This window comes from Carnobacteriaceae bacterium zg-C25 (assembly GCA_017945845.1).
Lineage (GTDB): Bacteria > Bacillota > Bacilli > Lactobacillales > Aerococcaceae > WM01.
In genome coordinates, this window is record CP072828.1 from 956,769 (window position 1) to 979,078 (window position 22,310).

Genomic DNA, 22,310 nt, shown 5'->3' on the forward strand with positions numbered 1-22,310 from the left:
TATCTTTTAACAAATCATCACGTGAATTTTACGTACCTAGGCAGTTTCATTGACAATTTCACAATTTCTTTAGATAATAACACTATGCTTACGGGGACGTTACGGATTCGACAGGCATAGTTTGAACAATGAAGGCAATTCGTAGGTTGCGTCTACGTTAAAACGCTACAGTTAAATATAACTGCAAACACAAACAAAACTTTTGCTTTCGCTGCTTAATAACCAGCGTTGCAAGATTAGCCTAGCTTCTCCCATGAGTTAGTCGCTAGTCTTAGATTAGTGGGATACGTTGCAAACTTCCGTTTGTAGTGCGCAAAAGAGATTAATCAAACTAGCAAAATGAACGCCTGTTTACTGGCTAGCATTGAGCGAAATTTAAATGAGTAAACTATAATTGTAGAATTTGTTGTGGCAATATGTTTGGACGCGGGTTCGACTCCCGCCGTCTCCATACAAAAAACGCTGTTTCTTATCGAAACGGCGTTTTTTCGTTATCTCATTTTTAAGGTTGTTGGTATCAATATGATACCGAACCAATAAACAATCGTTATTTAATTAAGCAATATGCCCCATCATCACCAATAAAGCAGACATAATCGGAATACTAATTAAAATACTTAAAGATGATACCGCTCCAGAAAGCTCTGTATCCCCTTTTATTGAATGGATAAATGCTGTCGACACAATGGGTATAGGTGTAAAAACAAGTAATACCAATATTTGTTTTAAATCGATGGGTAACGGTAAAACAAAATAAACGATGCTAGCTAAAATAGCTGAAACGCAATAACGTGAGAGTAAAATTTTAACCATACGATTTAAAAAATGTTTATCCAATCGAATATCAATCGCTAAACCTAACATGAGCATCGCCACCATTGTTGTCGCTTGTCCAAAAGGTTTTGCTAACTCTAATACAAATTCTGGTGTTGGAATGTGTAGCAGTCCTAATAAAATCATCACTAAATACGTTAAAATGGCGACTTGAGAAAACACCATTTTTAAAAGAGTTGAAAAACGAAAACGGTTTTTTGTATGCAATTGTGACTGCGCAACGGCTAGCGATCCACCTAATACAATAAAGCTATTTCCAATATCAAATAAAGCGGTGGCTAAGACGGCACTACCCGAGAAAAAATTTTGAATAAATGGTAACCCAAACGCACCAATGTTATAACCTGAGTACGAAATGACCGCTTCTGCACGTTGTTGAGCTGACGTGTTACGATATTGAAATAATGCCACCAATAAATAAATTATCGGAAATACAATCCCTAATCCTATTAAAAGTAATTGTTTCAACTCTATTTTAATATTTGCCAAACTCATAATAATCAGTCCCGGAGAAGTCACTTTTAACATCAATTTCGATAATAATTTTAACGCATGGTCATCTAAAAATTGTGTCCGTTTAAAAACATACCCTACTAAAATAATAAAATAAAATACACACGCTTTTACAATTACTGTTTCCATTTTTCATCCTTATACAAAATATTTCTTTAATTTTTCTAACTCATCCCCTTTTAATCGACGATACTCGCCCTCTTTCAATGTTTCATCCAACACTAACGGTCCCAGTGTTAGACGCTGCAATTCGATAACTTTTACCCCAACACATAAAAACATCTTTTTTACTTGATGATACTTCCCCTCGTGTATCTCCACTTTAGCATAAGATGCTGTTTCACTTGAGGATAAAATTTCTAACTTAGCACTTTTGCATCGCGTCCCGTCATGAAAAACAACACCCTTTTCAAACACTTCAACCGCTGATTCATCTAAAAAACCATTAACCGTAACGGCATAAACTTTAGAGACATCGTACTTTTCTTGAATTAAACGATACCCTAATCGCCCATTGGTCGTCAACAACACTAACCCCGTCGTATCCGCATCTAACCGCCCAACTGGATGCAACCCATCACAACGATCTTTTTCATCAATTAAGTCAATCACCGTCTGTTTTTTGTCGTCTTTTACAGCAGTCACAACATTTTTTGGTTTATTTAACATGTAATAGACATCACTATTATTTGGTAAAATTTTCCCATTAACAACGACACGTTGTATTGTCGTATCCACCGTTAAATTTTCTTGCATCACCACATGACCATCTACACTAACTTGCTTTGAAAAAAGCAACCGCTTAATGTCCCGTTTCGAGCCAAAACCATGTTTCATTAATAATTTATCTAATCGCATGTCGCCATTATAACACAACAAGCAAAAATCTTTCACATCAATCTGAAATATGCGATAATCAAAAAAAACATTTGGAGGAACTTATGGAAAACTTTACAAAACACGTATCCGTATTACACGAAACAACTGTAGAACATGCAAAAGAAACCATTGCCAACAAACAAAGCGCTACCTATTTCATCGGCCGTGGCACTTGTCCATATTGTCGTAAATTTGCTGGAAAATTATTCGATGTTGTCAACGAAACAAAAGCAACAATCTACTATATTAATAGTGAAGCCGTTGGTCAAGAAGACGCTTTAAAAGAATTTAGAAGTTTATACACCATTCCAACTGTACCGGGATTTGTTCAAGTGACAAATGGTGAAGTGTCTGTTAAATGTGATTCTTCTATGCCAATTGAAGACATTAAAGCATTTGCCCATTTAGCATAACATGAAACGTTCAACACTTTGTTGGACGTTTTTTATTATACTTTACAGTTTTTCATACGCTAATCATTTTTTTATGGTAAAATTTGAAAGACCATAATACAAAGGAGTTACTATGAGTATTTTAAATGTTGAAAAATTAACGCATGGTTTTGGCGAACGTGCAATTTTTAATGATGTGTCGTTCCGTTTACTCAAAGGCGAGCATATTGGTTTAATTGGTGCGAACGGTGAAGGAAAATCGACCTTCATGAATATTATTACGGGAAAGCTACAACCTGATGAAGGGAAAGTTGAATGGAGCAAACGTGTACGTGTTGGCTATTTAGATCAACATACCGTTTTAGAAAAAGGATTATCCATTCGTGACGTCTTACGTAGCGCATTTGAGCATTTGTATGCTTACGAAACACGCTTAAATGAAGCTTATATGGAAATGAGCGATGCCGATGATACAAAAATGGCTGAATTGATGGAAGAAACGGGCGAGTTACAAGAACTATTGGAAACACACGACTTTTACATCATTGACGCCAAAGTTGAAGAAGTGGCACGTGCATTAGGCATTAATGATTTTGGTTTGGATACCGACGTTACCGAATTATCCGGTGGACAACGGACTAAAATTTTGTTGGCTAAACTACTATTGGAAAAACCCGATATTTTATTATTAGATGAACCAACAAACTATTTAGACGTGGAACACATTGAATGGTTGAAACGTTATTTAAATGAATACGAAAATGCCTTCATTTTAATTTCACACGACATCCCATTTTTAAATAGTGTCATCAATTTAATTTATCATATGGATAATCAAGAATTAACACGCTATGTTGGCGATTACGATAAATTTCAAGAAGTGTATGCCATGAAAAAAGCACAAATTGAAGCTGCCTACAACCGTCAACAAAAAGAAATTGCCGACTTAAAAGATTTTGTACAACGTAACAAAGCTCGTGTGGCAACACGTAATATGGCAATGTCCCGTCAAAAGAAATTGGATAAAATGGACATGATTGAATTGGTTCAAGAAAAACCAAAACCACAATTCAATTTCTTAACCTCACGTGCACCTGGACGCTACATTTTCCAAACCGAAAACTTAGTCATTGGGTATGACGCTCCATTGACCAAACCAATGCACTTAACAATGGAACGCGGGCAAAAAATTGCCATCACCGGTTCTAATGGAATTGGAAAATCAACACTTTTAAAAAGTCTACTCGGCATTATTCCTGCCATTGAAGGTACCGTTGAAAAAGGCGAATTTTTAGAGATTGGGTACTTCGAACAAGAAATGTCAGGCGATATGTCCAAAACGTGCTTAAACGAAATTTGGGATACTTTCCCTTACATGAACCAAGCCGAAGTGCGCGCTGCTCTTGCAAAATGTGGATTAACAACAAAACACATTGAAAGCCAAGTCAAAGTATTATCTGGTGGTGAGCAAGCGAAAGTACGCCTATGCAAATTACAAAACAACGAAAGCAATGTTTTAATTTTGGACGAGCCAACAAACCACTTAGATGTAGATGCCAAAGACGAATTAAAACGTGCTTTACAAGCATACAAAGGTAGCATTTTAATGGTATGCCACGAACCTGAATTTTACGAAGGATTAGTCAGTGATGTTTGGGACTTTTCCGGATACTCTATTAAAAAAGGCTAAATAGTACATCAATAGCACCCCAAAAGTTAATCACTTTTGGAGTGCTTTTACTTTTGTATAAAACAATAATTCAAAAGTATTTAAAGCGTTTTCATACCGTTATTTTCAAATTAATACTTTAATCACTGTTAGAAAATGTAAGTCATTTTCATTTTGAAAAAACTATTGAAAAAAATGAAAAAACGCGTTATACTCTTTTTTGTTAAAAAAATAACAAGGAGGACAGACATGAATTTTTTCAAAGTCTTACAAGATACTTTAAGTAATCAAAGTATCACAACAGCAATCGTTGCAAGTTTAGCGATTATTTTACTTGGATTTTATCTAAGAAGAAAGGGAACATTTACTGCTGACACTGGTAAAGTGTTAACTCACGTTGCATTAAGCGTATCTATCCCTGCATTAGCATTCCGTTCTTTTTTAGTGGACATTAAAAAAGAAACATTCCAACAAGGAATTAACATTTTAATTTGGGGTTTCCTAATTTACATTTTATTAATTTTTGTAACAATGCCATTATTTGCAAAGTTTAAAGGAAACCAACAAGATACTTTACGTATGTTATCTATTTTTGGATCAACAACATTCTTTGGTTTACCAATCGTTTCAGCCATTTACGGTGCAGAAGGTGCATTATACGGATCAATTTTCAACATTGGTTACCGTGTATTTTTATACTCATACTGCTACATTAAAATGTCTGGCTTAAAAGTCACAAAACAAAACTTAAAAACAATGTTTTTAAACCCTATCGTTATTGCTACTTTCCTTGGTTTATTCATCTGGATTTTCCAAGCAAACTTACCACAAGTTGCGATTACAGCAAAAAATGCTTCTGGTCAAAGCGTGGTTACAAACTATGCATTTTTACGTTTAGATAAAACTGCACCACAGTTATACCAAATCTTAACTTACTTACAAGCATTAGCTTCACCATTAGCATGGTTAGCAATCGGTTCAACATTAGGTTCAATCGACTTTAAACAAGCGATGTCTGATAAAGTAACTTGGTACGCTACTTTTGTTAAATTATTAGTGTTACCTGCATTAAACTTATTAGCATTAGTTCTTTTAACAACAACACATATTTTACCAGTTAACTTAGTTGCATTAGCAACAACAATTATCATGGTTGCTACACCACCTGCAACAGTTGCAGTAGCATACGCCATCAACTTTGATAAAGATGCTATTTTAGCGTCAAACTTCTCATTACTTGGTACTGTAGCGGCCGTTATCGCTGCACCAATTTGGATTGTTGTTATCCAAATCATTGGTTCATTAGGTATTTTTTAATCACTAAAACGAAACAATTAAAGGAGAAGAACTATGGTAAAAGTAGTATGTTACGGTGTTCGTCCAAACGAAGTACCATTTTTTGAAAAACTAAACAAATACAATTTTGAATTAAAATTAGTAGAAGCTTTATTAAACGACGAAAATGTTGTAGAAGCAGAAGGTATGGATGCTGTTATCGTTCGTGGGAACTGTAAAGCAACACGTCAAAACTTAGAAAAATTTGCACAATACGGTATTAAAAATGTACACACTCGTGCAGTAGGTTTTAACAACATTGACTTGCAAGCTGCTGCCGACTTAGGTATTACAGTTGCTCGCGTACCTGGATACTCTCCAAATGCTATTGCAGAGTTATCATTAACTTTAGCCATGTCATTATTACGTCACGTTCAATACTCTGCTGATCGTACATCAAAATACGATTTCCGCGTAACACCAACAATGTTTTCTAAAGAAATTAGAAATTGTAAAGTCGGTATCATCGGAACTGGTAAAATTGGTATTACAGAAGCTCAATTATTTAAAGGTTTAGGCGCAACTGTTTACGGTTACGACGTTTTCCAAAGTGATTTTGCTAAATCTGTAGTAACATTCTTATCACTTGATGAATTATTGGCAACATGTGATATCGTTTCATTGCACGTTCCATACTTCCCAGGTCAAAACGACAAAATGGTTAACGCTGAATTTTTATCAAAAATGAAAGATGGCGCAATCTTCATCAACACAGCGCGTGGTGAATTACAAGATAACGAAGCAATCTTAGAAGCGTTAAAATCAGGAAAATTAGAAGGTTACGGAACAGACGTATTTGCTGACGAAACACGCTTCTTCTTCAAATCATTTGAAAATGGAAATGATATTCCAGACCAAACTGTACGTGAATTAGTTGACTTATACCCACGTGTATTAGTAACACCTCACGTTGGTTCAAATACAGACGAAGCCTTATCAAACATGATTGAATTCAGTTTTGATAACTTACACAACGTATTAACAACTGGTACTTGTGACAACCTTGTTGCATTACCACAATAATAAAGCGATAACCACTCGACTATCGAGTGGTTTCTTTTTGTACGATAAATTGACAAATCGGCTGAAAGGTTATTTTCAAACCATTTCAGCCGATTTTATAGTAGTATTGGTAAAATTTCACATAACATCATCAAGGTACTTATATCAAACACCATTTAACCTATCATCGTTAATCAACTAAAGCATCGATATAATAAATATTGCCAATTCGTCTAGCATCATCTTCTTGATACAATTGTAAATCTTTACCTTTAAAACAACATACGCCATATGTCGTGGTAGGCACTCTATCATCACAATGCTCTAAAATTTGTTTAGCCAATGCTAAATTATTCTCAAGAACACAAGGAAATGATACATTACTACCATGTTGTCGCAACACCATGTCTATTGGCAACTGTAATGCCACTAACTTTTTTAATGATTGGTAATGCGTTTTTATTGTAGCGCTCTCTTCAAAAATAATTAATGTATTTTCACCAATGGCATCGCCCGTTATTAATATTTTTTCTTGTGGGATATAAATGACAATTGAGCCTTTTGTATGTCCCGGCACATGATAACACACCAAATCTAAATCGCCTAATGGCATCGTTTGACCATCTTCTATCGGTAAAAAATTTACAGCGCCGTACGGGATAAAATCTTCTTTCGGTACTTGATTAGCTCCATCAAAAATATCCGTTTTAAAAAAGATGGTTTCACGATGAGCGTCTCCACAATGTGTGTCGTACAACGCCCAATCATCTTGATGTAAATACATCGGCACACTAAATTCGCTCAATCCACTAGCGTGATCAATATGCGCATGTGTGAGTACAATCTCATACGGTGTCGTCACTAACTTTTCCACGACATTTTTTAAATGACCGATACCTAAAGTCGTATCGATTACAATCGCTTTTTGACGCCCTTGCACGACGTAAGAACACACACCAAATCGACTTTGAATGCGAAAAATTCGCGGTGTCACTTGTTCAACTGTAAAATAATTCATTCTGACTCCATTTCTGTATTGTGTTGTAAAGTTTGTCGTATATGTTTGGCAACTCCATCCCGTTCACAGCTTCCAACAACTTGTTTAGCAGCGATTTTAGCCAATTCTACTGCATTGTCAGGCGCAAACGAATGTTTAAAATGTTGCAACATTGGCACATCATTTAAATCGTTACCGTACACAGCAACGTCATTTTCATCAACATTTAAATGTTTTGCCAACCAACTCGACGCCACTTGTTTATTCACTCCCGTTGCCACAATTTCAAAGTTATGTACATTGGGTCCATAATCCATCACAAACTCACTATGCTCTTTTAAAAACGCTTTAACTGCTTGCGCTTTCGTTTCTTTACCAATTCGGCAAGAAATCATTAAAACATCATCTAATCGTGTTGTATCCGTTTCAAAAAAATAATCTTTTGTCCAAAGTGCTAATCCGTATTTAACAATCGCTTTAATCGACAGTTTATTTTTTAACATTGCTCGAATATGGGAAAAACGTGACACGCTTACAAAAACACCTTTATGTGTAATTAATTCAAAACTCACATCAGGAAACGTATTCACTAACGTTTGAACAAATACCGAATCGATTGCTTTTTTGTAAATCACTTGATGCTGCTTATCCCAAATAATCGCTCCGTTCATTGCAATTTTATAAATGGGTGCGTTAAAAAAATTAATGCCGACTTGATGATTTTTATGTAAATGTCGACCCGTTGCAATCACAAATTCTTTACCGTCATTAATCACTTCAAAAACGGTTTCTTTTGCATACTTTGTTGATATATGTAAGTGATTTAAATAAGTTCCATCCAAATCACTAATAAATAATTTAATCATTTTTCCACCTCTATTCGTTATTATACCATGCTCTATATAAAAAGGTAGTGACCTAACTGTCGTTAAGTCACTACCTATCATTTAGTACACTTTATCGATTAGAAAGTAAAACAATTGATTTTCTCACTAATTTGCTAACGCTTTTGCAATTTCAACACCATATTGAATAACGGCATTTTTTTGATGACCTGCACCAAAATAATTAAATACCGACACAACAATGGCACGACCGTTACGTTCAATTACCGCAATATCATTGTCGGTTCCCGTACCAATACCACCACCTGGTTTATCCCAAGTTTTTGTATAGCCACGAATATTTGCCGTCAACCATTCTGCATAGTAATTTCGACTTAAACGATCTAGCATAGCTGCATCATACCAGCCAAACACGAGTTGTCCGTTATAAATATTTTTGATTAAATCACTTGCTTCTTGTGCAGAAACGTAATTATCTAACCCTTGATTAATGGCTGCACGGTCCCACATATAACGTGTTAATACCGTTTTCGTATACCCTAAACGTCTAATTTCATCATTAGTTGCTTGAATACCACCTAAATGACGAATTAAAATATTCGTTGCGGCATTATCACTTTTCTCCATCATGAAACGAATGTATTGGTCCATATTAAAGGATACACCGATATTTTGCTCCGTAATTGAAGAACCTGTCACAATATCACTTGATTGAACAGTGTATCGCCATGAAAAATCAAATTCTCCACGTGCTGCTTTATTAAATACAGACGCCATAACAAAGATTTTAATTGTTGAGGCAGCTGGATTAGTGCTATTTTGATTAATTGCAAAGTTTTCAATACCATCTGGCACCGTTACATAAGCTGAACGTCTACCACCGACACTATCAAATAAACGATGATACGTCGCTTTTAAATTTGCAATATCTTGCGCAACTTTTGCACGTTGTGGTGGTAAATTCAATGTGATATCTTTTTTGCTCACTAAAATTTCTTGTCCAGAATTTAACGTAATGTATGTATCAATCAAATAACGACCTGGAACATAACCATAATTGGCAAATCGAATAACACTCTTATATGTGCCATCTTTTTGTTTAAACAAGCGATTTTCGACAATATCATCTTGCCCATTTTTCTCGCTCCAAACATATGATTTAACCGATTTAATATTATTGACTAGATTTGGTTTTAACGTAATCGTAAAGGCGTAATTTTTTGTATTGATATCAGATACAATAACGAATCCTTCAGCAGGCCACTCGACTGCATTATGTTTTACAGTGTACTTAATCCCCTCAAATGTGACGTCACCATTAAATGTCCAATCAAGATTTCCTTTATGGACATAAAATAATCGACCTTGATATAATACGACACCACTATACGCTTTATCGACAACACCCTTTTTAACGTATCTCCAGTTGACATCTTCTTGTGCTAAACCAGTATAACCCCAATTTAATAAACCATTTTCAACGTAAAAGAGGTTTCCTAAATAGTTCGTTAAACCAGTGAAATTTCTATCCAAGCGTGCTGAAACAACGTGGTACCAGACACCTTCATGATTGACTAACCCCGTATATGACCAATCAATTTTACCTTTTTGAACATAGAACCAGTTATTTTGATAAAGAACCAATCGATTTTGATCTTCGGCAATAATACCCTTTTCAATTAAATACCATGTGCCATCCGTATGTTGATGTAAACCTTTATAGTTCCAGTCAACTTTTCCGTTTCTAACAAAAAAGAATAATCCATTAAATTTAAATAATCCAACAAAATTAGTATCTACACGACCATATTGAACAAAGTACCATTCTCCTTCGTGTTTGAACAAATTAGTAAATGTCCAATCAATTTTACCGTTTTGTACATAGAACAAATTATTTTGATAAGGCACTAATTTTGTTTGATCTGTAGCAATGATACCTTTTTCAATTAAATACCATGTGCCATCAGTATGTTGATGTAGACCTTTATAGTTCCAGTCAACTTTTCCGTTTCTAACAAAAAAGAATAATCCATTAAATTTGAACAATCCGACAAAATCAGTATTTACACGACCGTATTGAACAAAGTACCATTCTCCTTCGTGTTTGAACAAATTAGTAAACGTCCAATCAACTTTACCTTTTTGAACGTAAAACTTACTGTTGTAATAATCCACTAACAGTGTTTGTGAATAATTGGTCACACCTTTTTCGACATACACCCATGTTTTGTCAGTTCGTTGGGCTAACCCTGTATATCCCCAATTAATCACACCGTTTTGAACATAAAAGTCTGTACCTTTATGACTAACAACAGCGGTAAATTGCGGATCTATTTTTCCACCAACATGGTACTCCCATCTATTATTCACATAGACTAACTCTGCTTGCGTATTGTTTGCAGCATTTACAGTCGATGTTTGTCCCAATAATTCTGATGCAAGCGGTTGGTTAGCTAAACCAAACATCACTAAAAATCCGAATAACATCAGCATTGGCTTGACTATTTTTTTCATGATATTCCCTCCATAAATTATATTTTTTCATACTTATTATATATATATATTCAACAGTATTTCATAAAATAACAGAAAATCACTCATCACCTTTTACGCATCAAATACCGTCATTGGTAATTGGCGTTTGTGTTGTGTTTTTAAATACCAATTTTCAATAGTTTGAGCAGCAATTTCATCAATCACTTTACCTTCTAAATAATCATCAATCTGTGTGTACGTTACACCAAGCGCTACTTCATCGGGTTGTTGTGGTTTATCTTCTTCTAAATCGGCAATCGGTATTTTTGTATATAAACGCTCATCCGCATTTAAATACTGTAACAGTTGCTTACCTTGTCGTTTATTTAAACGCCAAATTGGCATGACATCTGCTGCACCATCGCCAAATTTCGTGTAAAATCCTGTAACGGCTTCTGCTGCATGATCGGTTCCAACAACAACACCTTGGTGTGCTCCAGCAATTGCATATTGCGCAATCATGCGTTCACGCGCTTTGATATTGCCTTTATTAAAATCACTAATCACAACACCTGCTTGTTGTAACGTTTTGACACTAGCATCTACTGCTTCTTTAATGTTGACTGTCAAAACATTATCTGCACCAATAAACGACAACGCTAATTGCGCATCAGTTTCATCTGCTTGTATGCCATACGGTAATCGAACGGCATAAAATTGATACGCCTTATCCCCTGTTTCACGTCTTATTTTATCAATCGCCATTTGGCATAATTTACCCGTTAAAGTGGAATCTTGCCCGCCACTAATACCAAGCACTAAACTTTTTAAAAATGAATGCTTTTTTAAATACTCCACTAAAAAATTAACCGATTTTTCAATTTCAAGCGATGCATCAATCGTTGGCAACACTTTTAACGCATCAATGATTTCTTTTTGTAATGTTCTCATAGACATCTCCTAATCATGAAGTTGCGCGACATGTTCAGCGACTTGCGCACGAATAGCAGCAATACTTTCCATTTTTTGATCATATAATTTTTGTGACAAGTCAACTGGATACGGTTCAGGATTTAAAATACGTTTGTATTCTTCCCATAACGCGCCTAAAGATTGTGACGCATACTCACGAATATCATGAATATTTGGTAAAGCATATACTAACTGACCTTTGACAAAAATATTTTCTAAAATGGGACGTGCTGTAAAACCTGTGATGGTTTTATTAATGTACGTATGCACTGGATGGAACATAAACAATTCGTCTAGTAAATCCGGACGTTCATCCCATAAAGCAACATAATCCCCTTCCGATTTACCATCACTATTTCGGGTAATACGCCACACTTGTTTACGACCAGGTGTAGATACTTTTTCCGCATTACTTGAAATTTTCATCGTATCTACCATATTTCCGTTTTCATCTTCAATACTCACCATTTTATAAACAATACCTAGCGCTGGTTGATCATATGCCGTAATTAATTTCGTCCCAACACCCCACGCATCAATTTTTGCTCCTTGCATTTTTAAGTTTAAAATTGTTTGTTCATCTAAATCATTGCTTGCAATAATTTTTGCATGTGGGAAACCTGCTGTATCCAATTGTTCACGTATTTTTTTAGAAATGTATGCCATATCCCCGCTATCAATACGGACACCGACAAAATTAATTTTATCGCCCATTTCTTTAGCGACACGAATCGCATTCGGTACACCCGATTTCAACGTGTCATAAGTATCCACTAAAAACACCACATCTTTATGTGTTTTTGCATACGCCATAAACGCATCATAATCGTTACGATACGCTTGTACTAGCGCATGGGCATGTGTTCCAGAAATTGGAATACCAAATACTTTTCCAGCACGCACATTGCTCGTATTGTTAAATCCACCAATATACGCGGCTCTTGCACCCCAAAGTGAAGCATCCATTTCTTGCGCACGACGCGTTCCAAATTCAGATAAATTATCGTTGCCACAAACTTGACGCACACGTGCTGCTTTTGTCGCAATTAACGTTTGAAAATTCAAAATATTTAATACCGCCGTCTCAATCAATTGGCACTGTGCTAACGGCCCTTCCACTTGAATTAACGGCTCATTAGCGAAAACCACTTCCCCTTCTTTAGGCGCGCGGACGGTACATTGAAATGACATATTTTTCAAATAGTCTAAAAATGCATCGGAATATGTTCCTAATGATTTTAAGTACGCTAAATCACTTTCTGAAAATTTTAAATTTTGAATGTAACTGACGACTTTTTCTAACCCGGCAAAAATGGCGTATCCATTTTGGAAAGGCGTTTTTCTGAAATACGCCTCAAATACGGCGTTTTTTTCTGAAATCCCCTCTAACCAATACGTTTGAATCATATTAATTTGGTATAAATCCGTATGAAGCACTAAACTATCGTCTGAAACCAGCATGTTTATTCTTCCTTCTCTTTCATTTTTTGTTGAATGTGTTGTAATAGCATTAAAGCCTCTAAAGGCGATGTTTGATTAATATCTATAGCTGAAATAAACATCATCATTTCCTCAAATGGATGGTGCTCACGACTTACCGTTTCTATTTCCTTAGCCGGTGCATGTAAATGAGTACCCGTTTCCAGCTGTTTTAAAATAACGGCAGCATCAGCAATTAACGCTTTCGGTAAACCAGCTAACTGCGCTACATGTAGCCCATAACTTTTATCGGCTGGCCCATCTTGAATTTTATGTAAGAAAATCAACTCGCCACGCTGTTCTACAGCACCAACATGAATGTTGTGCAATTCATCTAATTCTTTTTCTAACACCGTCAATTCATGATAGTGTGTTGAAAAAATGGACAACGCCTGAACTTTTTGATGCACGTATCGTAAAATCGCTTCCGCTAATGCCATCCCGTCATACGTTGCTGTTCCACGACCAATTTCATCAAACAATAACAAACTTTTTGCACTAGCTTGTTGCAGTGCAACATTTGTTTCCATCATTTCAACCATAAACGTACTTTGCCCCGATACTAAATCATCTGCCGCACCAATACGTGTAAAAATACGATCGAATATTGGCAATTCCGCTTCTTGAGCAGGTACAAAACACCCAATTTGTGCCATAATCGCAATTAATGCCACTTGACGCATATACGTACTTTTACCAGACATATTCGGACCAGTAATCAACAATAATCGTTGCTGTTGATCCAATACAATATCGTTAGGGACATACTTATCAATTCCAATAACTTTTTCAACAACTGGATGACGTCCACTAACAACTTTCATTTTTTGTTCGCTCTCATTTAAAGTCGGACGTACATAGTGATTTTCTTCACTCACCTGTGCAAAAGATTGCAAAACATCTAACGAAGCAATACTTTTTGCCAATTGCTGTAAAGATTGACTATGTGTTTTCACCACATCACGAACAGCAACAAACAATTCATACTCTAGCGATAACGATTTTTCTTGCGCTTCTAAAATGAGCCGTTCTTTTTCTTTCAATTCGGGCGTAATAAACCGTTCCGCATTGGCTAACGTTTGTTTTCGTTCATATCGTCCTTCTTCCAACGCATGCAACTGCCCCTTGGTGACTTCAATGTAATACCCAAATACGCGGTTAAAACCAATTTTTAACGTTTTAACACCCGTTTTTTCACGTTCACTCTGTTGTAATTGAGCAATCCACTGTTTACCATTCGTCATAGCGTCACGATACGCATCCAACAAAGCGTTATACCCATCTCGAATGATGCCACCCTCTTTAGAACTAATAGACGGTTCATCAACAATCGCTTGTTCGATGAGTGTCACTAACGGTTGTAAATCGGGTAAATGATTTAATAGACTATCCCATTCACCATTTGCATTCATCGAACGCAAATGTTTTTTAATAATAGGCACTTGCTCTAAAGATAATTTTAACTGAATTAACTCTCTTGGTGTCACGCTACCAAATGAAACCTTAGCCACTAACCGTTCCAAATCGTATACTTTTTTCAACACATCAATTAAATCTAAACGTTCAAAAAAGTGATTCAATAAATTATCGACTTGGTTATAACGTTGTGTAATGGCTAGCGGATCAATCAGTGGCTTATCTAACCATGAGCGTAACATACGCCCACCCATAGCCGTTTTCGTTTGATCAAGCAACCATAGCAAACTCCATTTTTTCCCGTTTTGTCGATGCGATTGTGTAATTTCTAAATTATTTTTTGCATTCGTATCCATTTTCAAAAAATGATCACTTACATAGCTTTGAGCATCTTGAATATGCACCAAACTACGCATTTGTGTTTTTGAAATATAACTCAATAACAACGCGACAACCTGTTGTTGCATGGTTGAATCTAAAAAGGCAAAATGCGTATTATCAAGTGCTTCATCAATCGTTGCATGTGAAAAAATAAAGGTATGTCGTTTGCTTAATTTGTCTAAATCGTTTTGCGAAAGTGTGTCGTCATACACTAATTCCGCCACATTCAAACTGTCCAATTCAATCATGACTTCATTAAGACTTGGTAACGACGTCACGTGCAAACTCCCCGTTCCAATATCGCTATACGACAGATGAAAGGCATTTTCAAAACGTAACGCCACTAAATAATAGTTGTTTTTTTCATCTCGCACTTTAGGATCCATAAACGTTCCAGGTGTAATCACTTGCACGACTTCACGCTTGACCATCCCTTTTGCCATTTTTGCATCTTCGACTTGTTCACAAATAGCTACTTTATAACCTTTGTCCACTAACGTTTGAATATATTCAGTTGCAGAATGATGAGGTACACCACACATTTTTACTGGATTAGCCGCATTTTTATTTCGTGCAGTTAGTGCAATTTCTAATTCGTGTGAGGCTATTATCGCATCTTCATGGAACAATTCATAAAAATCGCCTAAACGATAAAATAATAAGCAGTCTTTATAATTTTCCTTAATGGCTAAATACTGTGCCATCATCGGCGTTACTTGTTCAACACTCATACTTATCCTTCCAATGCTAATGTCGTTAATTCAGAAATAATAACATCCACTTCTTGTCTATCTTTGGCGTTTGCACCACTAGCTAGAGGGTGTCCACCACCGTCATGTTGCGCAGCAATACCGTTAACAATCGGCCCTTTTGAACGCAAGTTCACACGATAAGTCCCATCTTCTTTTTCGACAAAGATCACCCACACTTTTACCCCGGCAATACTTCCTGGCAATGATACGACACTTTCCGTTTGATCATTCGTCACACCAAATTGTTTCAAAATATCTTGTGTCAAAATAACAGTTGCCAATGCGCCGTTTGCCTCGATGTTGAGGTGTTGTAAAACATACCCATTTAATCGTGCTTGTTCCAACGTTTTTTCCATCATCATATTATGAATCGCAACATTATCAAATGAGACCGTCTCTCTCAAACGAGAAACAAGTGACATTGTTTTTGGCGTGGCGTTATTGTATAGGAAGCGATTTGTATCACCAATAATACCAGCATATAATAATCGCGCACTTTCACAAGAGATAGTTAATTCGCTTTCAAAAGCAAACTCACACATGATTTCGCTCACACTACTTGCTGTAGTATCAACGTACAACAATTCACTGTATGGTTCAACATTGGGATGATGATCAATTTTAATGAGTTCTTTACCGTTTACATAACGTGCATCATCAATGCGTGCAGTATTGGCGGTATCAACTACAATAACTAAGGCATCGTTATACACCACATCATCAATCACATCCATTTGTCCAATCCATGACAAACCGTCTAATTGTTCGCCAACGCAATACACGCGTTTTGAAAAATTGTCTTTAATGAGTTGAGCTAACCCTAATTGACTCCCGTACGCATCTGGATCGGGATGAACGTGTCGATGAATGATAATGGTGTCATACGCTTTAATTTTTTCGATAATGGTTTTAAATGAAATCATGAATTTATCCTTTCAAAATGGTTTGATAAGCTAGCGTTGCTTTTGCAACGAGTCGTTGGGCAACACTCACGCACACCTCAACTTTTAACGAACGACGTGTTGCATCTAAAATCGAGCAATCAATCGTTAAGTGATTTTCGTTTTGAATCACTTTAAAATAATTTAAATGTAACTGTTCCAAAATCGCACCTTGTTGAACGTGATGGTAAATCAGTTGTTGCGCCGTTTCGGTAACTAATTCACATAATACGCCATAAGAAATTGTTCCCACACTATTTAACATTTGTGGTTCAACAACGATTTGATATTGCATGGTGTCATTATGATCGTCTACTGAAACACTTTCTAAAGATGAAATGACTTGGTCTTTAATGGTATTGCCCATTTGTGGCTGACGTTGCAACACTTGTATGGCTTTCATAACATCACGTCGTGAAACAATCCCAACTAATTGCATGTTATCTTCTACAACGGGTAGCACATCTAATCCGTCCCATATCATCATATGCGAAACACTTGCCACACTCATGTGCAATTTTGCGACGACGGCATTTTTAGTCATCACTTTTTCGATAACGACATCGTCGTTACGCTTCATAACATCTTTAGCGGTCACAATACCGATTAGTCGATTTTGTCCATTGACAACAGGAAATCGCGAATGCTCTGTGTTTTGCGACAATTCACGATAAGTGCCTACTGTATCATCCGCTTTTAAATAAGCCGTTTTTTCAATAGGGGTATAAATATTGTCAATTAATACAATTTCTTTTTTAATGAGTTGATCACTCATTGCACGGTTAATCATCGTTGCAACTGTAAAACTATCATATGATGTACTCATCAATGGCAATCCCACTTCATTTGCTAAGTCGATAATTTCGTTTGTTGTTCCGAATCCACCCGTAATCAATACTGCAGCGCCACTTTCCAGCGCTAAACGTTGCACACTAGTTCGATTACCTACAATCATTAAAGAATGTGGCGTAATATAACGTAACATAGCATCTTCTTGCATTGCCCCAATGACAAATTTTTTCAACGTCCCATTTAAACCTTGGAAGCCACCCAATACTTTCCCGTCAATAATCGATTCAACTGCTTGAAATGTCAACGATTCAAAATGACGTTTTGCTTTTTTTTCAATCCGTACCGTCCCAACGCGCTCAATCGTTGACACTAATCCCAGACTTTGTGCTTCTTTTATGGCACGATAGGCGGTACCTTCACTCATTTTCATATTTTTTGCGATGGAACGTACAGACACTTTTTCGCCGGGCATTAAGCTATCAATATATTGAATAATTGTTTCATGCTTTGTTGCCATAACTCCCTCCAATACAGAAAAAGCATTCATCAAACATGAATGCTTTGTCGATTAATTTAATTCGATTAACACATCACGGTCTACAAGCCCATCTAAAATAAACTCAAATTTTTCAATTATCATTTCATTATTTTTCATCTTGTATAAGTCAACAGTGCTTAATCCAGACTGATTTGTTGTTGATATTTTCAAGCTATCCATATTTTTTGATATCGTCACTTTCAGTTGCAAATGTTTTTTAGCACCACCAACTACATCAAGTGAACGAACAAATTGAAAATTCCCTGTTTTTGTTTCTTCAAACCCATTGTCACGTAACGTATATCGTTTACATTTTGGGCTAATTGTGTATGTTTTTTGACGACCTAAAATGGTCACTTGTTTTTGAAAAGACATGTTTCCTCCTATCGTCCCGGTTTATTTTCTCCGGTTTCCACTTTTGGTTTATCTTTATGATCATTATTTGATTTTTCTGTTTTTTGATAATCAACATATGTGACACGATCAACAAATGCATTCACCGTTAAAATCGTGAAAAGAATCATCATCAATATCAAAACAGTTTTAGAACTTCGTTGTTTTTTCTTCATACTACACCTACTCTATAGTGATTAGTATACCATTATCATTAACTATTTAACACCATATCATAAAATTGTTGCCACATTTCTAAAACATTTTCTTTTGAATAAAAGACATTTCCTTTTTTAGAGGCTTCAACCGCTTTTTCATAGCGTTGCGTATCCGTTTGTAAAGATTGAATCACTGAAACAAACTCATCAATTGAATTGGCTTTTTCATAAAAATCAAATAAAATATCCGGATAAATATCTAGATCCCGTAATAAAATTGGCTTATTCACACACATGGCTTCTAAAATGGTCATTGGGAATAACTCTTCAAATGATGCTAACATCATCACATCTGCCATATTATAAATCGCGTTCATTTCTTCACGTTCTACAATGCCTAAAAAAGTCATATTTTGTGGTGGATTCTCCACAATTTTTTCAATTTCTTTATAGCCGTCAGATATTTTACCAAACGAAAATCCACCCGCCCAAACAAAATGAACATCGGGTAATAATTTTGCCATTTCTACGACATCAAAAATACCTTTACGTCGTTGCAATTGACCAGCTGATAATACAATAAATCGATCCGTTGGAATGCCGTATTTGATTTTTGTTTGTTCAACGATGTCGTGTCCTAATGGATGAAATTGATCGCTTGACACAAAATTTGGAATATACGTCACTTTATCGCGTTCAATACCATACTTTTCCAGTTCGCCAATAAAATATGGATTGACCGTTACCAAATAATCCATACGTTTATAAAATTGAATTAAATATTTAAAAAAGATGGATTTAATAGGAAATGGTAATTGCAAACTTTTTTCAACGGTTTCTGGCAACATGTGTACATACCCGACTGATTTACCTTGTTTAGAAACAAAGTCTTTTCCTAAGAAAAATTTAAAATCAATGGTATGAAAATGCGTAATATCTGCAATGATTGGTTTATTAATGACCACTTCATAATTGTCACTTAGCCCTTCACTGACTAACTTTACTTGTTCCAAGTAAGCAGAACCGACACCTTGTCCCTTTACACTTGTTGCACTAGACAACATATTAATAATATTTTTCTTTGTCATACTGTTTTACTTTCTTTTTTTAATTACATAATAAGTGACGATGGCTATAAAACACACCCCAAGAATCACCCATAACATATTTGTCACAACTACTGGCCATATCGTTGTATAAATATACGGCCATACAACATCTAAAATGTATTCTAAAGCTTTTTGCATCAATACCGTAAACGCAAATGTAGAGATTGCTTTTGTCGGTATAAAAATCAACATAAATTTTTTAAATGAAAGCGTCGTCAATCCTGCAATCATACACAAAATATCATCTGGTGCAGCGGGTAAGAAAAACAAAATACCTAAAATCCATGAAAAACGTTTTTCATTTTTCGTCCATCCTAAATATTTATCATACGTTTCATCACTCACAAAACATTTTACAAAAAATTCGCCATACGCTCTTGCCAAGAAAAAAGCAATAATCGAACCAATAGTGATACCTACATAATTATAAATAAATCCCCATAAGTAACCGAACACGACTTGTCCAGATAACGAAACAATGCCTCCGGGGATAACCGGAATAACAACTTGTATAATTTGAATCAAAGTAAATACAATAGGACCAAACACACCAAGTTGTTTCAAATGAATGGTAAACATACCACCTTCTTCAACCGGTTTAAAATAAGTGCCTGTGGCTACCCAATAAGCAATTAAAAACGTTAAAACAATACCTGCTGTAGCAGCAAGTTGAATAATTTTACGATACTTTTGTACAAAAACGGGGGTTGTCTTTTCTTGATTTTCCATTCCAATCTCCTAATTTTTTTACACAATAATATAATGAATCACTTGATACACGCTAATTAAAAACCATATGAGCAAGGCAACTTTAGCATATAAAATCAATAATCTTTTCCAAAACTGTATAAAGGTATAGGCCATATTGCGTTTAAAATTATAAAACAACATGAATACACCTAATAAGCTCAATATTAAACCTAAATAAGATAAGGGTGAATAGGCAAATAATTGTTCAAAAATATAATGAATCGCATATGTGGCAATAGGCGCCATACATAAATAAACACTTATTTTTTTAAACAATAGTTTCACTAACGTTAAAACAATAAACGCTACTGGCACAATAAATAACCCTAGTATTTCATTAAAAAAATCCACAAATTCACTCTCCTTACAATATACGTTTTATTATACCATAAAGAATGTTTAGATGGTGCTTTTGTCGATTAAAAAAGCGTTTTATCATTTTTAGGAATATCGCAATCCTAATTTCATTACGGCATCAATCCTGTTGATATCGCGTTAAAATATTATAGCAAAAAAGACCGTTGACACTTTACATTATCAACAGTCCAAGCGAACCTAAACACATTCGCAAAACTTATTATTTTTATATTCTTTACTGTAAATTAACCTTTTTCACGTTTAACTGCTGCAAAAAACCAACGTCTACTATCACTTTTTACTGAAGAATCTGTAAAATCAGCCGTCACTTCAATATCACAAAAACCAATTTCTTGTAACGCTAAAACAATGTCGTCTAATGGATAGGTTCTTTCAAAATGTTGTTCATCATATCGTTCATACAAACCATTACTCAATCGATTCACACAACTAATTTCATGAATTACACTATACTGCTCATCCCCTGGAAAACTGTCCCAAATAAATAGCGTCTCATCATCAACGTAATGAAATTGATAGTCAACATACACATCATCAATTTGATAAATCGAATGCATATCAAACAGAAATTTTCCGTTAGGCTTTAATGATTGAAAAACATTTTGAAACGTTGCTTTTACAGACTCTAAATCGTCCAAGTAACATAAAGAATCTGCAAAACAAACAATCGCATCTACTGTCGTATCCAAATGAAACGCTTGCATATCCATTTGTAAAAACGAAAGAGACGGTGCTTTTTGTTGTGCCAATGATAGCATATTTTCAGATAAATCCGAACCTTGATAGATATAATTTTTTGCTAAACGAACGGCTAATTCTCCTGTTCCACACGCCAATTCAAAAATCGAACTGTTTTTTGGAACACGTTTGTATACATAATTCGCCCATTCGTCATAGAGCGATTGATCCATTAAATCGTCATAGGTTTTCGCAAATGCTGCATAACTCATTATTGATTAACCCACGCACTAATATCGTATAACGGCGCATCACTCCATAATTTTTCTAAGTTGTAATGTACACGTTCGCTCGGGTAAAACACATGTACAATGACGTCATTTAAATCTAACAACGTCCATGTCCCTGTATCCTTACCTTCAATACTTTTCACAACAATTTGATTTTTATGCGCCGCTTCATCCACAGCATCAACAATCGCTTGCACATGCTTTTCGTTACGTCCTTGCATAATCACGAAAAAGTCACTAATTCCGGTCAACCCACGAACATCTAGTGCCACCATCTCTTCTGCAATTTTGTCATCTGCCGCCTTAACCACAACTTCTAAAATTTCTTCACTTGTTTTCAAA

21 protein-coding genes and 1 other RNA gene are annotated in these 22,310 nt (G+C 35.6%); 5 read left to right on the top strand and 17 right to left on the bottom strand.

Translation table 11 applies throughout. The features are described 5' to 3' along the window. The first annotated feature begins 92 nt into the window (after positions 1-92). Positions 93-454, top strand: a transfer-messenger RNA (tmRNA) gene (gene ssrA / locus J7S27_04495). 101 nt (positions 455-555) lie between these two features. Here the strand turns inward: ssrA and J7S27_04500 are convergent. After that, positions 556-1,476 (bottom strand): hypothetical protein, encoded by a 921-nt coding sequence (locus J7S27_04500; protein ID QTU82575.1) that lies wholly within the window; start codon positions 1,474-1,476, stop codon positions 556-558. A gap of 9 nt (positions 1,477-1,485) precedes the next feature. Further along, on the bottom strand, positions 1,486-2,205 hold the full coding sequence (locus J7S27_04505; protein QTU83616.1) for a 16S rRNA pseudouridine(516) synthase: 720 nt from the start codon (positions 2,203-2,205) through the stop codon (positions 1,486-1,488). Positions 2,206-2,288: 83 nt separating this feature from the next. Here J7S27_04505 and J7S27_04510 point away from each other — a divergent pair, with 83 nt between their 5' ends. The 4 genes from J7S27_04510 to J7S27_04525 all read left to right on the top strand — a co-directional run bounded on the left by J7S27_04510 (position 2,289) and on the right by J7S27_04525 (position 6,645). Next, the gene (locus J7S27_04510; GenBank protein QTU82576.1) at positions 2,289-2,639 is read left to right on the top strand and encodes a thioredoxin; all 351 of its coding nucleotides are present in this window, start codon (positions 2,289-2,291) and stop codon (positions 2,637-2,639) included. A gap of 112 nt (positions 2,640-2,751) precedes the next feature. Beyond that, the gene (locus J7S27_04515; GenBank protein ID QTU82577.1) at positions 2,752-4,308 is read left to right on the top strand and encodes an ABC-F family ATP-binding cassette domain-containing protein; all 1,557 of its coding nucleotides are present in this window, start codon (positions 2,752-2,754) and stop codon (positions 4,306-4,308) included. A 228-nt stretch (positions 4,309-4,536) separates the two neighbouring features. Continuing rightward, positions 4,537-5,604, top strand: coding sequence for an AEC family transporter (locus J7S27_04520; GenBank protein ID QTU82578.1), 1,068 nt, complete (start codon positions 4,537-4,539; stop codon positions 5,602-5,604). A gap of 33 nt (positions 5,605-5,637) precedes the next feature. Continuing rightward, the gene (locus tag J7S27_04525) at positions 5,638-6,645 is read left to right on the top strand and encodes a lactate dehydrogenase (protein ID QTU82579.1); all 1,008 of its coding nucleotides are present in this window, start codon (positions 5,638-5,640) and stop codon (positions 6,643-6,645) included. Between the two features lie 169 nt (positions 6,646-6,814). On the opposite strand, the gene J7S27_04530 is transcribed toward J7S27_04525, so the two are convergent. The 15 genes from J7S27_04530 to rsfS all read right to left on the bottom strand — a co-directional run bounded on the left by J7S27_04530 (position 6,815) and on the right by rsfS (position 22,309). Then, entirely contained in the window at positions 6,815-7,642 is an 828-nt protein-coding gene (locus J7S27_04530) for an MBL fold metallo-hydrolase (protein QTU82580.1), read from the bottom strand. Beyond that, complete coding sequence (locus J7S27_04535; protein QTU82581.1) at positions 7,639-8,487, bottom strand: HAD family phosphatase; 849 nt, start codon at positions 8,485-8,487, stop codon at positions 7,639-7,641. The genes J7S27_04530 and J7S27_04535 overlap by 4 nt, the downstream gene beginning before the upstream one ends. Before the next feature lie 126 nt (positions 8,488-8,613). After that, positions 8,614-10,980 carry a serine hydrolase gene (locus J7S27_04540; protein QTU82582.1) on the bottom strand — a complete coding sequence of 789 codons (2,367 nt, stop codon included), beginning with the start codon at positions 10,978-10,980 and terminating at the stop codon, positions 8,614-8,616. 93 nt (positions 10,981-11,073) lie between these two features. After that, a complete protein-coding gene (gene nadE / locus J7S27_04545) occupies positions 11,074-11,892 on the bottom strand; it encodes an ammonia-dependent NAD(+) synthetase (protein ID QTU82583.1) in 819 nt (272 codons plus the stop codon). A 9-nt stretch (positions 11,893-11,901) separates the two neighbouring features. Further along, positions 11,902-13,374 carry a nicotinate phosphoribosyltransferase gene (locus J7S27_04550; protein ID QTU82584.1) on the bottom strand — a complete coding sequence of 491 codons (1,473 nt, stop codon included), beginning with the start codon at positions 13,372-13,374 and terminating at the stop codon, positions 11,902-11,904. 2 nt (positions 13,375-13,376) lie between these two features. After that, entirely contained in the window at positions 13,377-15,920 is a 2,544-nt protein-coding gene (gene mutS, locus J7S27_04555) for a DNA mismatch repair protein MutS (protein QTU82585.1), read from the bottom strand. 2 nt (positions 15,921-15,922) lie between these two features. Then, positions 15,923-16,864 (bottom strand): bifunctional oligoribonuclease/PAP phosphatase NrnA, encoded by a 942-nt coding sequence (locus tag J7S27_04560; protein ID QTU82586.1) that lies wholly within the window; start codon positions 16,862-16,864, stop codon positions 15,923-15,925. 4 nt (positions 16,865-16,868) lie between these two features. Next, on the bottom strand, positions 16,869-18,191 hold the full coding sequence (locus tag J7S27_04565; protein QTU82587.1) for a CBS domain-containing protein: 1,323 nt from the start codon (positions 18,189-18,191) through the stop codon (positions 16,869-16,871). Positions 18,192-18,242: 51 nt separating this feature from the next. Further along, on the bottom strand, positions 18,243-18,587 hold the full coding sequence (locus tag J7S27_04570; protein QTU82588.1) for a cysteine desulfurase: 345 nt from the start codon (positions 18,585-18,587) through the stop codon (positions 18,243-18,245). 8 nt (positions 18,588-18,595) lie between these two features. Then, positions 18,596-18,781, bottom strand: coding sequence for a hypothetical protein (locus tag J7S27_04575; GenBank protein QTU82589.1), 186 nt, complete (start codon positions 18,779-18,781; stop codon positions 18,596-18,598). Positions 18,782-18,819: 38 nt separating this feature from the next. Beyond that, a complete protein-coding gene (locus tag J7S27_04580) occupies positions 18,820-19,851 on the bottom strand; it encodes a glycosyltransferase family 4 protein (GenBank protein QTU82590.1) in 1,032 nt (343 codons plus the stop codon). Positions 19,852-19,857: 6 nt separating this feature from the next. Further along, positions 19,858-20,451, bottom strand: a complete 594-nt coding sequence (locus J7S27_04585) for a TVP38/TMEM64 family protein (protein ID QTU83617.1) — start codon at positions 20,449-20,451, stop codon at positions 19,858-19,860. Positions 20,452-20,619: 168 nt separating this feature from the next. After that, positions 20,620-20,973: a hypothetical protein gene (locus J7S27_04590; GenBank protein QTU82591.1), complete on the bottom strand. Its 354-nt coding sequence runs from the start codon at positions 20,971-20,973 to the stop codon at positions 20,620-20,622. Between the two features lie 251 nt (positions 20,974-21,224). Continuing rightward, positions 21,225-21,950: a class I SAM-dependent methyltransferase gene (locus J7S27_04595; GenBank protein ID QTU82592.1), complete on the bottom strand. Its 726-nt coding sequence runs from the start codon at positions 21,948-21,950 to the stop codon at positions 21,225-21,227. Continuing rightward, positions 21,950-22,309 carry a ribosome silencing factor gene (gene rsfS, locus J7S27_04600; protein QTU82593.1) on the bottom strand — a complete coding sequence of 120 codons (360 nt, stop codon included), beginning with the start codon at positions 22,307-22,309 and terminating at the stop codon, positions 21,950-21,952. Before rsfS ends, J7S27_04595 begins: the two co-directional genes overlap by 1 nt. Position 22,310: the final 1 nt, after the last annotated feature.

What these genes read in the sequence shown, in the direction of transcription:
- J7S27_04530 (QTU82580.1), bottom strand. Translation starts at nt 7,642, where the DNA reads ATGAATTATTTTACAGTTGAACAAGTGACACCGCGAATTTTTCGCATT.
- J7S27_04505 (QTU83616.1), bottom strand. Translation starts at nt 2,205, where the DNA reads ATGCGATTAGATAAATTATTAATGAAACATGGTTTTGGCTCGAAACGG.
- J7S27_04540 (QTU82582.1), bottom strand. Translation starts at nt 10,980, where the DNA reads ATGAAAAAAATAGTCAAGCCAATGCTGATGTTATTCGGATTTTTAGTG.
- J7S27_04525 (QTU82579.1), top strand. Translation starts at nt 5,638, where the DNA reads ATGGTAAAAGTAGTATGTTACGGTGTTCGTCCAAACGAAGTACCATTT.
- J7S27_04515 (QTU82577.1), top strand. Translation starts at nt 2,752, where the DNA reads ATGAGTATTTTAAATGTTGAAAAATTAACGCATGGTTTTGGCGAACGT.
- J7S27_04570 (QTU82588.1), bottom strand. Translation starts at nt 18,587, where the DNA reads ATGTCTTTTCAAAAACAAGTGACCATTTTAGGTCGTCAAAAAACATAC.
- J7S27_04500 (QTU82575.1), bottom strand. Translation starts at nt 1,476, where the DNA reads ATGGAAACAGTAATTGTAAAAGCGTGTGTATTTTATTTTATTATTTTA.
- J7S27_04565 (QTU82587.1), bottom strand. Translation starts at nt 18,191, where the DNA reads ATGGCAACAAAGCATGAAACAATTATTCAATATATTGATAGCTTAATG.
- J7S27_04510 (QTU82576.1), top strand. Translation starts at nt 2,289, where the DNA reads ATGGAAAACTTTACAAAACACGTATCCGTATTACACGAAACAACTGTA.
- nadE (QTU82583.1), bottom strand. Translation starts at nt 11,892, where the DNA reads ATGAGAACATTACAAAAAGAAATCATTGATGCGTTAAAAGTGTTGCCA.
- mutS (QTU82585.1), bottom strand. Translation starts at nt 15,920, where the DNA reads ATGAGTGTTGAACAAGTAACGCCGATGATGGCACAGTATTTAGCCATT.
- J7S27_04585 (QTU83617.1), bottom strand. Translation starts at nt 20,451, where the DNA reads ATGTTTACCATTCATTTGAAACAACTTGGTGTGTTTGGTCCTATTGTA.
- J7S27_04520 (QTU82578.1), top strand. Translation starts at nt 4,537, where the DNA reads ATGAATTTTTTCAAAGTCTTACAAGATACTTTAAGTAATCAAAGTATC.
- J7S27_04535 (QTU82581.1), bottom strand. Translation starts at nt 8,487, where the DNA reads ATGATTAAATTATTTATTAGTGATTTGGATGGAACTTATTTAAATCAC.
- J7S27_04550 (QTU82584.1), bottom strand. Translation starts at nt 13,374, where the DNA reads ATGCTGGTTTCAGACGATAGTTTAGTGCTTCATACGGATTTATACCAA.
- J7S27_04595 (QTU82592.1), bottom strand. Translation starts at nt 21,950, where the DNA reads ATGAGTTATGCAGCATTTGCGAAAACCTATGACGATTTAATGGATCAA.
- J7S27_04560 (QTU82586.1), bottom strand. Translation starts at nt 16,864, where the DNA reads ATGATTTCATTTAAAACCATTATCGAAAAAATTAAAGCGTATGACACC.
- J7S27_04580 (QTU82590.1), bottom strand. Translation starts at nt 19,851, where the DNA reads ATGACAAAGAAAAATATTATTAATATGTTGTCTAGTGCAACAAGTGTA.
- J7S27_04575 (QTU82589.1), bottom strand. Translation starts at nt 18,781, where the DNA reads ATGAAGAAAAAACAACGAAGTTCTAAAACTGTTTTGATATTGATGATG.